The 13,913-nt window shown below is 43.5% G+C and carries 9 protein-coding genes; 5 read left to right on the top strand and 4 right to left on the bottom strand.

The genetic code is table 11. From position 1 onward, the window contains the following. On the bottom strand, positions 1-302 hold a 302-nt coding region (locus AC1DWN_RS09590), incomplete at its 3' end, for a GTP pyrophosphokinase (RefSeq protein ID WP_477558673.1). Positions 303-468: 166 nt separating this feature from the next. On the opposite strand from AC1DWN_RS09590, the gene AC1DWN_RS09585 reads away from it, so the two are divergent. After that, on the top strand, positions 469-603 hold the full coding sequence (locus AC1DWN_RS09585) for a hypothetical protein (protein ID WP_477558672.1): 135 nt from the start codon (positions 469-471) through the stop codon (positions 601-603). 408 nt (positions 604-1,011) lie between these two features. On the opposite strand, the gene AC1DWN_RS09580 is transcribed toward AC1DWN_RS09585, so the two are convergent. Both AC1DWN_RS09580 and AC1DWN_RS09575 read right to left on the bottom strand, forming a co-directional pair. Further along, a complete protein-coding gene (locus tag AC1DWN_RS09580) occupies positions 1,012-4,065 on the bottom strand; it encodes an alpha-L-fucosidase (RefSeq protein ID WP_477558671.1) in 3,054 nt (1,017 codons plus the stop codon). Between the two features lie 107 nt (positions 4,066-4,172). Next, positions 4,173-8,108, bottom strand: a complete 3,936-nt coding sequence (locus tag AC1DWN_RS09575; RefSeq protein WP_477558670.1) for an OmpL47-type beta-barrel domain-containing protein — start codon at positions 8,106-8,108, stop codon at positions 4,173-4,175. Between the two features lie 403 nt (positions 8,109-8,511). On the opposite strand from AC1DWN_RS09575, the gene AC1DWN_RS09570 reads away from it, so the two are divergent. Continuing rightward, positions 8,512-8,730: a hypothetical protein gene (locus AC1DWN_RS09570; protein ID WP_477558669.1), complete on the top strand. Its 219-nt coding sequence runs from the start codon at positions 8,512-8,514 to the stop codon at positions 8,728-8,730. A gap of 260 nt (positions 8,731-8,990) precedes the next feature. Here AC1DWN_RS09570 and AC1DWN_RS09565 read toward each other — a convergent pair whose 3' ends face one another. Continuing rightward, on the bottom strand, positions 8,991-10,250 hold the full coding sequence (locus tag AC1DWN_RS09565) for an MFS transporter (protein WP_477558668.1): 1,260 nt from the start codon (positions 10,248-10,250) through the stop codon (positions 8,991-8,993). Positions 10,251-10,458: 208 nt separating this feature from the next. On the opposite strand from AC1DWN_RS09565, the gene AC1DWN_RS09560 reads away from it, so the two are divergent. The 3 genes from AC1DWN_RS09560 to AC1DWN_RS09550 all read left to right on the top strand — a co-directional run bounded on the left by AC1DWN_RS09560 (position 10,459) and on the right by AC1DWN_RS09550 (position 13,891). After that, positions 10,459-10,821: a DUF423 domain-containing protein gene (locus tag AC1DWN_RS09560; RefSeq protein ID WP_477558667.1), complete on the top strand. Its 363-nt coding sequence runs from the start codon at positions 10,459-10,461 to the stop codon at positions 10,819-10,821. 332 nt (positions 10,822-11,153) lie between these two features. Then, a complete protein-coding gene (locus tag AC1DWN_RS09555) occupies positions 11,154-13,346 on the top strand; it encodes an ABC transporter ATP-binding protein (RefSeq protein ID WP_477558666.1) in 2,193 nt (730 codons plus the stop codon). Next, on the top strand, positions 13,343-13,891 hold the full coding sequence (locus AC1DWN_RS09550) for a DUF1854 domain-containing protein (RefSeq protein ID WP_477558665.1): 549 nt from the start codon (positions 13,343-13,345) through the stop codon (positions 13,889-13,891). The genes AC1DWN_RS09555 and AC1DWN_RS09550 overlap by 4 nt, the downstream gene beginning before the upstream one ends. The last annotated feature ends 22 nt before the right edge of the window (positions 13,892-13,913 follow it).

Here is a 13,913-nt window from a genome sequence, read left to right as displayed (position 1 = left end):
GCACTGGCTAATGTGTTAGGTTGTATACGGTCAATAAATTCATCATATGTTTCATGCTGCCGTCTTGTAAGGCAATCGAGAGCTTCTATGATCTCTTCATCAAATCCTTCATATCTTAATTTTTCGAATGTCATGTCAGTATCCTCAACTACATCATGAAGCACTGCTACAATTCTCATCCTATCTGTACTCGCTTTTGTTAGCAGCCGAAGTGGGTGAAGTATGTAGGGGTTATTTCCTTTGTCTAGTTGTCCGTCATGAGCCTGTGCTGCGATCAGAATGGCCTTTGTTAAGTCTGACATCGAATCCCTCCTAATGATTATAGGTGCCAAGTTCCAACGGGTGTGTTATATTGCACAAATCCATTATAGCAAATCAAGCCCCCTACACCGATTTCTCCCTACTCACAAACGTTTAGATTTGCACATCACAAGACCGTTTGACGATAGTTGTCAGGACGTGCTGTGATTGTCGCTTACCAACGATTACGACCATTATCGCACGGCTGCAGCTCATGTTCTGATTAATCAATACAAAAAGGGCTTTGCGACGTTAACTTCACTGCTCTTTTTGCTTATTAAGCTAACGGACAGGTTAGTGTAATACATATTTTATTTCTTGTTTAAATAAGGAAGAATTGCTAACATCAATGGTGATATCTCGAAAATGGAAAAACTACTATAATTTATTCATAGGAGGATTGATGTTATGAAAGAAGTTATCTYAACTGACAAAGCACAACAACCAGGAGGTATGCCGTATTCGCAGGCCATGTTCAATTTTTCAAAAAAGATGATACTGTTATAGCCATTGAAATACGTGAAGATACATTCGAGATTTATGAGATGAATAAAGATGCTGAATTCTAAAATGATTCGGGAATGATACTTGAGCATTGTTTATATCATTTGCAACAAAGAAAAGACACGAACTTAAATGAAAATCATTTAAGTTCGTGCCTAACTTCCCAATAACTCGAATTAAACTTCTATTAAGCTTCTAAATTCCAACCTACTTCACAATGGCCTTAGCAACTGTAGCTAGGTCAATAAGATCAATGATGCCATCACCATTAACGTCTGCCGATTTGATTTGATTCCAATCAGCACTATCCTTCGTTTTACCATAATTCGCAGCTACAATAGCCAAATCACCGATACTTACTTTGCCGTCATTGTTCATATCGCCTGGAGTGCCTGTAGGTACAGCCCTAATTTCAATTTGAATCGCGGATGGAGTCGCATTCGTCTCCGTCCCTAGTTCGTCCCCTAATGTTGCACTTGTTATAGAAATTGTGCCAGACTTGGTCACTTTCACATCTTTTGCTTTGAATGTTAGCTCGATCAACGATGCATTCCCACTGATGCCATGGTCTGCGCCCTCACTTGCTACGATCAGCCGAAGTTTCCCTTCATGATCTTTCGTCGTCTCTAATAGGTTACTTCCCGCTTTGATCGACTTCGCGGAAACGAACTTCATTACCGAAGCGTCATAATCTAATGTGATATCCTGGCCAAACATTTTTTTGTTCACATGGTTCAAATCGATTTGAACAGTGAAAGGTCGCCCTGCCAATGTGGAACTAGGAGCTGTTAGCACCGTAGTCATTTCATCGTTATTACTTTCTGCAACTGTGACATTCGTTGTCGCCGTAAACATTCCATCAGCCGTCGTAACCGTAATAACGGCTGTTCCTGTTTTTAATCCATGGATGATGGATATGCCATTCCCCTTATCTTCGATTGAGGCAACCTTGTCGTCGCTGCTCGACCAAATTACATTCTTATTCAATGCATGGTTCGGTATAACAGTCGACTGAAGTTGACCTGATTGACCAACCGATAAGTTAAGCTGTTGTTTGTCTACTGTTATGCCACTAACTTTCACATCAGTATGATAGACTTGAAACTCGTTTATCGTCGGGCCACTCCACCCCGATACAGATAGGATATTCAATCTAATCTTCGAGCCTGTTACCGCCTCAAATGTCACCGCTTTTTTCGGGCCGGCTGTCGTACCGCTGTAAGCATCCTTCCATTCTGTTCCGTTCCAATATTGAATCTTGAACTCAGAAATACGAAGGACGTTATTATGGACCCACTCGTCAATCAACACTTTATTGAATGTTGTATCTTGCCCAAAGTCCACCTCAAGCATTTGCGGATTATTAGAATCGTCCGTTGCCCATCGTGTACTGTAATCATCGTCCACCGCTTTTGAAGCATCATAACTCGCACTATTCTCGTAGACATTACTTGCAGTTGCTGGCTTGCCTGCAGCTAAATTCTCAGGCATATCGACTTTTGGTTGCCCATTCACATCAATGACATATACGGAAGCATATGGATTGGGGTGTGACGCGGGCAAAGATATGACCATCTCTTCACCTAATGTGTAGTTTAATATTTCAGAGCTATCTGCCAAAGATGAAACTTTATTCACTTTGTTTATCAATTTTGGCAGGGTGATTTTATTATCAGTAGGCTGATTTAATACGTGAAGGTACACTTTCCCATTCTTAGTTGTCGAATAGCCCCATGAGAAATGATCCACAAAGATGCTAGCTTTCGTATCGTAGATACTTTCCCCATAAATTTTTAACCAATCACCCATTTCCGTCAAACGTTCTACCGAGGCCTGAGGAATGAGACCCTCTGGTGACGGCCCTACATTCAACAAGTAGTTCCCACCCTTGGAAGATGTTTCGATCAGATTCGAGATTAATGTTTGGGTAGATTTCCAATTGAAATCTTTTGCATGAAAGCCCCATGATCCATTCATGGTCATACAGGTTTCCCAAATCGTCTTCATACCCGTGCTCGGTATTTCTTGTTCCGGAGTGCCGTAATCTCCATCACCAGGAAGTCGTTTACCAACGCGGTTGTTAATAACTAAATCATTTTTTAGAGTCCTCAGATATCTGTACAAATCCTCACCATCTTGCTGCGTCCACCAGGCATCCCAATCACCGTCGAACCAGAGAAGATCAGGATCATAATTCTCTATGAGTTCGCGCAATTGCTCCTTCATCTCTGATACATATTGTTCTTTCTGTGCAGGCACTTTAGGATTATTCCACTCTAGTATAGAGTAATAGAAGCCGAATTTAATCCCTTGTTTCTTAGCCTCTTTCGACAATTCCACCATCGGGTCTTTTTCATACGGGGTTGACTTTACAATATTATAGTTATCATGGTCGGTAACTTTAGTATCGTACATACTGAACCCGTCATGGTGCTTTGAAGTAATGACCATATATTTCTGCCCTGCTTTTCTCATCACATCAACCCATTCTTTGGCGTCATACTGCGTCGGGTTAAATGGAGTCACCGCTTGCTTAATATAGTCATCTTTTGGGATATTCATATTAGCCATAATCCATTCAGAGGCACCATCATACGTTTTATCGTTATAAGTCCCAGCTAACTGTGAATACGCGCCCCAGTGAATGAATTGACCAAACCGTGCATCATTGAACCATTGCATTCTTTGATCATGCTGCTCTTTCGTTTCGTTATCTGGCGTTTGGCCAAACGCGAACCAGTTCCAATTTCCTACGGAACCATCAGGGAAGCTGAAGTACAAGTCGTGCACGCCAGTAACATTGGCAATGGAAGCATATTGTTCCTTGAACAACTCCAAACTTCCCGTAGATTGAACAATTAAATTCCCGATGATCTCTCCCGTTTGAGAAYCCAATCGAATCTCGATTTTCCTGCCTGCTTCCGAGGGGGATGCGGCAAGAGTCGCCATGAATGTATCATACACCCCTGCTCCAAAATCAATAGCTGCATATTTGATCCAATCTTCAGCTACTATTTTTCCTATTGCATCTCCATCAGGTCCAATACCTTTGATCAACTGCACATTGCCCGATTTGTCTGACCACTGCTGTGATTGCATAATTTTGACGGGCGCCTTAACGGTAGAGACTTGTGTTGAGCCGGTCGGCGCAGCATCCGCGGAAACCGGTGAAAGTGAACCAAACATACTATATGAAGATAGCAATAATGATAGTGTTGTAATCCAAGCTAGATTCTTAAATAAACCACTGTGATTAGTCATATTCGTCTTTGCTCCTCTATCTTCTTATTTTGGGCAGCAACGAATGATCCTATTGGATTAACTCGTTGCTGCCTGTTTAATGGTACCTCTTTCTCTTTATTCTTCCGTTACAGCAGGTGCATTTTTTTAGCAACAATAGACAAATCGCCAATATCGATTGCCTTGCTTCCATCCAGATCCATATGCTTGATTTGTGCCCAATCCAAACTTGTGGAATCTTTACCGTAATTAGCCGCAATAATAGACAAATCTCCGATACTTACTCTTCCGTCATTGTTAATGTCGCCTGGAATTCCTTGATGCACTTTCACTTCAACATTTACTGAGGATACCGGTACCTGCTCCTCGAGACCTGATCCGTCTGCTATCGTAGCAGTCGTAACAGAAACAGTCCCTGTGGACACTACCGTTACATCTTTCGCTTTGAACGTCAGCACGAACACTTGCTCATCCTCTTTGACCGCCTGCTCAGCACCCGGACTGGCTATGATTAAGCGCAACTTACCAGGAACATCTCGCACTGTTTCTAAGAGAGTGAGACCTTCTCGTACCGATTCTGCAGAGACGAATTCTAGTATGGAAGAATTGTAGTCTAGCTCAATGTCTTGCGCGTAGAGACTTTCAGTTACTCCCTTGAGACCAAATTCAACCGTAAAGGTTTCCCCTGAGAGTACAGAACTCGGTGCTGTTAGAACAGTATGCAGTACTTTCGATACGCCCGTTACCGTAACTGGATTAGAAGGCGTGCTTTCTAGACCGTTTACAGTCTGCGTAACATAATAACCATCGCCTGCAAGCAGATCTGAAAATCTATCAGACGCGGTACCTGTTGCCGGAACCGTCCCTACCACTACGTTCGAGCTGTTATAGATCTTCAAGACAGCCCCCGCAACTGCGTTTTGAACGGTTACATCGCCTACACCCCCAACAATCGTTACCGCAGATGGTACAGTTTTCTTGCCGATTGTCACAGTAAGCTCTTTACCCACTTCCAAGTTGCCTGCCCAATCCCAACTGCGATAAGTAATTTTATTCACACCTTCTGTTGAAAGCGTAATATCTTTGCTGTAATTCTTCCAATCTCCGTCGTTCAATCGATATTCCGTCCTGGCTACACCAGTCTCAGAATCAGTAGCCGTGATCGCAACCGATACCTCTGTAAGGTAAGTACCGTCCGGTCCATCGGGTAAAGTAGGAGCAACTAAAGCCATTGAAACCGGAGTCGTTACATCTGTCGTTGCCTCACCATAAACACTGAATCCGTCCACAATAAAGTAATCCGCGCTTTTCGAGACACCTTTAATGGTATGAATCCCCTGAGCTAGGCCTTTCTTCGAGTATACGACCTTCTGAAAAACCCGCTGCGCGTTAGCCAGACTGACCGTTTGCTGAAACACACCGTCGATATATATGTCCACACTGGTCTCATCCGAATTAATTTGCGCAATGTAATCGACGCCCGTTCCGTTAAAGGTGAACTCGAAGTAATCCCCCTTATTCTGTGAAGCATACAGATCGTCATTGTAAGAACCTGCTCCTCCGCGGTTAGCGTTTTTATAATCCCAGCCTGTGCCTACAAAGTTTACACCAGCTGAATCGTTCAACTGTTCTTTGGACTCCACTTTCTTGAAGGAGAGTGTCAGAGCCGCTTGTTTACGCCATATTTGTGCTGTAACCTTGCCTCCCGGTGCGATCTTATTGTATACATTCCAGAAGCTGCTCTTGGTCTTCACTTGCTCACCGTTTACATAACGGATAACATCTCCCGCGAGTAGCCCCTGTTTTTCTGCATAGGAACCAGTCGGAACACTCGCTACATATAACCCATTCCAGTCACCTAATCCTACAGATGACATGACTGTATCCGAGTAGATACTACTAACAACCGCTCCCATTAGAGGCTCATTATCCTCTGTAGGTGTTGGAGCACTCGGCCAGTGAATAACGTCAGGCGGAGTCGGAGAGCCAGGTTTACCGAATTGGTCCATCGGGAAGTTCACAAAACCAAGTTCAATAGCAGGTGAAGTAGTTGAGACTGTAAAGTCTTTCTTGGACTGATCCGCAAATGGCGAAGTTCCAATAAACTTTGGATCCGCAATGACAGAATTGACGTCGAACCCTGAAGCGATCCATGAGCTCGTGATGTCAGCTACTGCCATTCCGTTGTTCCAGAATGTGTTGTTATCGTAAAAGGTGCCTGCGATTTTAGGATCATCTTGGATGAAATCATACGGATTGGCCGTTACAAAAATGTTTTTTTCAATAACATCATTACTGCCTGCATAGGCTACATGGAAATGCCCAGCTCCATTGACAATGATGTTATTATGAACCTTCCGGGAAAATCCTTCGCGCAACTTGAAGCCAGCATTGATTAAGAGGTTGTTATAAATGTCATAATTGGACGAACCGTCATCTAGATCAATATCCCATTCCGAGTTGTGCCAGATTCGATTATTACGGATAATTGTCGTCTCCATTGCATCAAGGAAGGCATACTGCTTCTTAACTGCATCTTCGCCACTAAGTGACCAGAACCTATCTCTACCCCATGAATTAAACGGACCGTGATCACCCGTTTCGAGCACGGTGTCGAAAATATCATTAAACTCTATGATATGACCACCCCAAGTCCCGTCATTGATGTTCACACCTGCGCGCGGGCTGTGATGAACGGTGTTATGACTAACGGTGATATCCCGACTCACCGATATGTTGACACCTGCGGATTGCTTTTCGAACACTCCCATGTTGAACATCTCATTGTAGCTAACCGTAATGTTTTGCGGATAATCATCGGTTAGTGGTCCAGGGTTTTTATCCTGAAGATCCGAATGTTGATTCTCCCAAGTTGAAGGGTATCTCACAGCGCTTTGCAGACCTGCGATCTGCACATCCGTAGCACCAGAACCGGTGAATTCATTATTTGTGATCGCATGATTTCGGTTATAACCACTTATAAAAATCGCATTCCCTCCAACCTGATCGAAAATGGAGTTTTTAACTGTAATATTCTCAGCATCTTTCACGAAAATAGCACCCGCGCGAGCAACCGCCCAGTCCCCACGCATCAATTTTTCATAAGTCCTCGAGAACAAGGTGCGATGCGTTTCGGTAAATGTAAAGTCAGAAAAAGTTAAGTACTTCACTTTCTCGATTGCCGTCCCCGTCACACGAATCAATTCTTCGAGCGATGCAGCCACAAGATTAGCACTGCTTAAATCTGCGCCCGCTGGAGGATAAAAGTATAACTTCCCACTTTTTTTCTCATAGAACCATTCCCCCGGAGCATCTAATTCCTCAAAAATATTCTCGACCATGCGGTAAGTAGCGTGCAAAGTGTCCCCTCTATTATTATCCCCTACCCATTGTAGAGTCGGATTACCACCGCTGTTCACGCCGGTAATTTTAAAGGAATTACCGCCCCATGTATTGCCGTGAAGCCCACGCACAAGACCAGTTGTCGGATCACTCCATTTGGCAACCCTAGCTGCCGAGATTGCATCATTCGCATAGCCATTCAAGATGGCTACATTCGAATCATAGTTCGGGTAGCGCGCCAATACTTGACGCTTCGAGTTCAGATAAAGTCCATCGAATTTAAGACCAGTTCCTACATCAGCTACCATGATTTCACCTTGATAGGCATTCCACGTAGGCGTTATTTTTTTCCCACCACTCAGAATAACCTTTTCCCCTTGATAAGCTGAATATGACACCGGTTTATCTGCCGTACCGGAATCCGCAGGTGTAAAAGTCAGTGTGTTTTCTAAGTAATACGTGCCACCTCTTACCCATACATGTATCGGACCGTTAACCGATGGCAAGAGACTTCGTACAGCCGATTGCGCCTTTGCTAACGTCTTGAACGGAGCTTCAGATGTACCAGAGTTTTCGTCGTCACCATTCGTTGCAACAAACAAATCATTATCCGTTGTTGCTGCAAGCGCGACAAAGGAACCTGTGACAGAGATAGAGCCTAACAGTAGAGCAAAAATCAAAAAAATTCGAGTTAGCTGAACCCATACTTTTCCGCTTGTCATTTATATACCTCCTATTTGTTACTAACTTCTCAATTCACTGAGGCAAACGTCATAGCCACCATTACGTTTTTTGGAGAATAGATATCATTAAGCTTCTTCCCCCACTCCCTCTAATTCCCCCCTTTTTTTTAGACTTATGTGATCTTCCTGTTGTCACTCACCAAGCAGTCCTCATTATTATATATAGCGCTTTCATAAAATACAGTTGGATTTTATACTTTAAATAGTTGATTAAAACACTATTTCGAGCATCCAATCATCACGTCCAAAAAATTAGGGGATTTACAATTGAAAAATTGCAGTATGGCCTCTCGATAAACTAAACGCAAATAGGAGCCGCATCTTATTGGATACGACTCCTTCTTTTACGCTATGGTTATGTCACTGCTACTAAGAACTGTGATTGCATCTATCTGGTTTACGACGTAAGCGTCAAATAGCCCCTCAACTTCCGATCTCGTCAGGGAACACAGCCCTGTATCAATTGTTGGACGATTATGTGAATCCTGCTTTGTCCCGTATTGTGTTCGAAGGTGCTGACGTTAAGGGGACGCTGGATGATTTAGCCATCGTGCTGGACGGTAAACTTCAAGACCACTTTTCGGCACCTTTGTTAAGCTAACGGAGAACTATAGCTTAAAAGTTAATAAAACTGCTTCTGAAAATATTCTGTATATAAAGGGTATCGACGCCCCTCGCCCCCACAATGTAAATCCACAACCGCAAGAGGTTGTGGATTTTTGCTTTTCCATCACTTTTAACTTTAGTATACGACATTAAAAGCTAAAGCATCTTTTTTGGCTGCAGAAAGCAGTCCGGGTAAGTTCATAGTGCTTAGTTGCTAAGCAACGAGAGTGGTTCAGAGGGGAATTCCATATTAACTCATTTTAATGCTATCGGTCGCTTATCACGAAATAACATAAAGAAAAGCATGGATGCGGTGACGTATAAGGTGCCTGTAATACTGAACGTAATGGCATACCCCCAATAATAGCCGTAGGTAGCAATCAAATGGGAGTGAACCGGTCCCATTGTCGCCCATCCAAGCATAAAGGCTGTCTGCATGCAGGAATTAGCGAGGCTTCGCCTTTTCTCAGAGACTCGATCGATTAGAATAGCGGATTGTAGCGGGTTAGCCGCATTCATCAGTGCTTGTCTAAATAAAAAGCTTATTGAAGCAACTAGTAGTAAATTCGTGAAACCTGTTAATAGAAGGAACGGCAGCGAAAGTGTTTGAAAAATAACGATCGCTCGCACTTGTCCGATTCGATTAGCTAGCGATGGGCCAATAAGCATTGAAAAGATGGTCATCACTTGACCTAAAGATAGTAAGAGGCTCATCGCACTAAGCGAAATCGAAAATCGATTCGTGAAATATAAATTTAAATAAGGCACGACAAGTCCTGACCCGATACCGATCAAAAGCTGAATAGAGGCAAACTTAGCAATGAATGAAATTTCGCCCTTAGATTGAGCTGTTGGGCTCGCAGAAAGATTTTTGTTAATTGCTTTATTATCATGCTTGGAGATACGTGCGGATTCCCGTATAGCTTGCAAGGGTAGAAATGCCGCTATTGTTGCTATGCTACCCGCCAGCAAAACTATTTTAAACGAGAGAAGCTTAGTTAATCCTGCGGCTTGCATAACATCTGCGATTACACCTCCGCCAAGGCTGCCGGCAACTTGGGAGGCGAGCACAAACGCAGCAAATATGCTGAATATGCGCATACGATCCGCTTTAGCTACACTTTCAGCAAGAAAAGGAATGGCGAGCACTTGAAAGATAGCTGCGAATAAACCGGTTAGAACAGCCATAGTTAGCAGACTGCTCTCTGACTCAAATAAAGAGCGGCCAGCCAATACTATACCGCTACAAAGAGCACCAATTACGAGCAATCGTTTGCGACTGGCTCGATCGCCAAACAAACCAATAGGAATGAAGCATAACGCTGTTGCGAGTGATTGCATACTGATGATTTTTCCACTCATGGAATCGGCATAACCGAGTTCGTGAATGTACAAATTATATAATACCGAGAACATGCCTGTACCGATTTGATACAGCATATTCGCTAGAAAAAAAAGACGAATGTTGCGTGACCAGCCTCGCCACTCCATGGCGGTAGATTGAATGATGTTCATACATACTCCTTCGATTGCTATTCCAACCAACATTACTATTCTAGCAATCGTAAATCAACCGAAAAATATTAAATAGGAAAAAATGGGGCCAATAGACTACAGAGTTCACTTCTAGAGCGTGCTTTTGTGATAAGTAGGCAGGTAATTCCTTCCCCAGTACAATCATGATATGCTTGATGTAGGAATTAATAAAAGAGGTGGAATTCATATGCAAACATTTGTCATGCTCGGTAGTATTTTGATGGTATTAGCAGTAGCTATTGGTGCGTTCGGTGCGCATGCGCTGAAAAGTAGATTAACACCGGATAAGCTGAAGGTGTATGAAGTAGGTGTTCAGTATCACATCGCGCATGCATTAGGCTTAATTTTGATCGGACTGCTTGCGAACAACTATCCAGATGTTCAACTCATCATAACGGGAGGTTGGTTCCTGGTAGTGGGAATTATTTTATTTTCGGGAAGCCTATACGTCCTTAGCGTTGCAAAGGCCAGATTTCTTGGTCCAATCACACCGCTAGGTGGACTTTCCTTTATGATTGGCTGGGTGCTTGTCGCTATTGGTGTCCTATAAAGTTTTAGGTCATGATTGAGGAAAGGGCCGGAATCCGGCGAGTTGTGGTCGTGCATATAGCCATGTTTCGCCTTCGCTAATACTATGTGAAGAGACACCTTGATGGGTGTCTCTTTTATTTTTATTCATATTAATAGCTCTGAGCATTTTATCCACAACCGCTTAAGGTTGTGGATTTTTGCTTTGTCGAAATCTAGGCTCATAAAGCGGCCAAGGATAAAATTTAGGTCTTTTCCTGAATCAACGGTAATAAACGTTTTAATTTATTTTGCCATCTTTACTACCGTAATGAAATGTGAGTAAATAGGTTGGTAAAGAAAGGGAGGAAGACTATGTCAGTTATTAATAAACTTCCCAAGGTCATAGAAGCACAACTTACAGAAGAGTCGTTGTTTCACGCTGTATCTGATTTAATGAAAGACGGTCAATTCGGAGAACAGTGGTTTGTACTGACGGAGAAAGAAGTATTGATTTGGGGTGCCGACGGGGTACTAGTTTCCAAACTTGCGGTTTCGGAGATTACTGATGCAAGGGCTGTAGGTGGAGTGGGCGGAGGTTCATTGCTTGCCGATACCAAGAGCGGTCCTGTCATTCTGATACGTTATACCGCATCTCTCAGCTCCATATTTGGATTTGCCTCTAAATTAGTAGGTGCTGTTGCAAAAGGGGAAGAGCGGCCAACCGCTTCTGAAAAAGAATTTCCAAGGAATTGTCCGAAATGCCGCAATCCTCTGCCAGACGATTCTCAAACGTGTCCGGTATGCAAAAGTAACGGTAAGGTCCTATTCCGGATGTTAAGTTATGCTAAACCATACAAACTACAAATGGTTGCAGCGGCAATTATGTTGATTATTACAACACTTGTAGAGCTAATTCCACCTTTTTTGACTAAAATGATTGTAGATGATGTACTGGGTCCAATGGATATGGGCTCCACACTTCTATGGATTGTCGTCGGCCTGGCTGCCACTTCATTGATGGTAACCGTAATGCAAACCGTGCGTGGGCTTATAGGGGTATGGATTGGCTCCAAATTAATGGGAGATCTTCGCCATGATGTCTATCAATCCTTGATGAGGCTGTCATTATCCTTCTTCGATCGAAGGCAGTCCTCGCAATTTATCGGGCGGGTGAATAATGACTCGGAGGCAATGCGGCAATTCATGACCGATGGGGTCATTTGGGTCTCGGGTGAAACGCTGCGGGTTATCTGTATTTTCATCATTATGTTTAGCTTTGATTGGAAATTAACGCTGCTCGCCATGTTGCCGATGCCGCTAATGATTGTGTTATCTAGTGTATTATGGCCGATGATCGGCAGGCGTTGGTATCAGCAGTGGAGATCTATTTTCAGATTAAATGCATTGGTCGGCGATTCTCTACAAGGTATTCGTGTCGTAAAAGCATTTGGTCAGGAAACGACGGAAATGTCACGTTATTCAACGGCTAATAAAGAATTAGTACGACATAATATTCGGATTGAAGGTTTATGGCAGGGTATGTTCCCCATCTTTGCGTTAGTAGCTGGAGCGGGTACTCTGTTGATCTGGTATTATGGAGGCCGATCTGTGCTTAATGGTGGATTAACCACTGGTACATTGATAGCTTTAGTTACTTATCTGGGTATGCTACTTGGACCTTTGCAGTGGGTGAGCCAAATGATCAACTGGGCAACTCATGCTATATCCGCTGCGGATCGCGTATTCGAAATTATGGATACACCGTCAGAAGTACCTGATACTGCGAGTCCAGCTAATATTGGCCGCGTTAAAGGTGAGGTAGAATTCAAACAAGTTACTTATGGATACGAAAAGCATCACCCTGTGCTCAAAAATGTAGACTTAAAGGTAGCGGCAGGTGAGATGATCGGGTTAGTTGGGCACTCAGGTGCGGGTAAATCGACGTTCATTAACATGATCTGCCGGTTCTATGATAGCGATGAGGGGACTATAACTATTGATGGTATAGATATCCGTAATATTAGCCAGATCGATCTGCGTAAGCAGATAGGTGTAGTGCTGCAGGAGACGTTTTTGTTTGATGGTACGATTGCTGAGAATATTGCTTATTCTAAACCGGACGCTACAGAGCTAGAAATAATGCGTGCCGCTAAAATAGCGAATGCACATGACTTCATCGTCCAGTTGCCCGACGGCTACGACACGAGAGTAGGCGAACGTGGGCACAAGCTCTCGGGCGGAGAAAAGCAGCGGGTGTCTATCGCCCGAGCAATTATTCACGATCCGCGGATTCTAATCTTGGATGAAGCAACAGCCTCTGTGGATACAGTGACAGAACGTCAAATCCAAGAAGCGATTTCGCGCTTGGTTAAAGGACGGACGACGTTCGCGATAGCCCATCGATTATCGACTCTGCGAAATGCTGACCGACTCGTCGTGCTGGAACGCGGTAAAATTATTGAAGTCGGTACCCATGAGGAACTCCTTACTGCAGAGGGCGCATATTTCAAGCTGGTTGAGGCGCAGAAGGAAATGTCCAAGATTAAGGGGGTAGAAAATGCATGAGTGATCTGAACGATAGCGTTGATGTATTGGAAATAAATGAATCAGACCTCAAGGATCCGTATGAGATCAATATCCTTGAACCAAGTGTTGTCTCATTTAGCCGCAGTCAAGGCGGTGTGTTTCAAGGAGTAATTGAAGGCAAAGCTTTTGAAGAAATAATTCTATATCGCATATATCCCTTTCAGTATACGACACAGTATATTTCCGTCCGTAACCCCAAGGGGGAGGAAATAGGTGTCATTCGTGACATTGAAGAGCTTGATCAAGAAAGTCGGGCTGAAATGGACAAAGAATTGCAGCTGCGTTACTTTCTGCCGCTTGTGACCCGAATTGATAGCGTTAAACAGAAAGCGGACTTATGGATTTGGGAGCTGCAAACGAACCTGGGTCCAACGCGAATCGTCATGCGTAACTTGCATGAGCATATGCAATATCCGAGTGCTAACCGAATTATCCTAACCGACATTAACGGTAAAAGATGCGAGGTTCGCGATTGGCCAGCGTTAGACGGTCACAGTCGAAACCAGTTGAAAGACGTATTATAAGGTAACAAAGAAGGACATAGAA

The sequence above is a fragment of the Paenibacillus sp. P4_A7 genome (genome assembly GCF_056402455.1).
This window is presented reverse-complemented; position numbering and strand designations above follow the sequence as displayed.

Bases quoted from the DNA above. Each gene is read 5' to 3' on its own strand.
- AC1DWN_RS09575 (WP_477558670.1), bottom strand. From the start codon at position 8,108: ATGACAAGCGGAAAAGTATGGGTTCAGCTAACTCGAATTTTTTTGATT.
- AC1DWN_RS09565 (WP_477558668.1), bottom strand. From the start codon at position 10,250: ATGAACATCATTCAATCTACCGCCATGGAGTGGCGAGGCTGGTCACGC.
- AC1DWN_RS09560 (WP_477558667.1), top strand. From the start codon at position 10,459: ATGCAAACATTTGTCATGCTCGGTAGTATTTTGATGGTATTAGCAGTA.
- AC1DWN_RS09555 (WP_477558666.1), top strand. From the start codon at position 11,154: ATGTCAGTTATTAATAAACTTCCCAAGGTCATAGAAGCACAACTTACA.
- AC1DWN_RS09550 (WP_477558665.1), top strand. From the start codon at position 13,343: ATGAGTGATCTGAACGATAGCGTTGATGTATTGGAAATAAATGAATCA.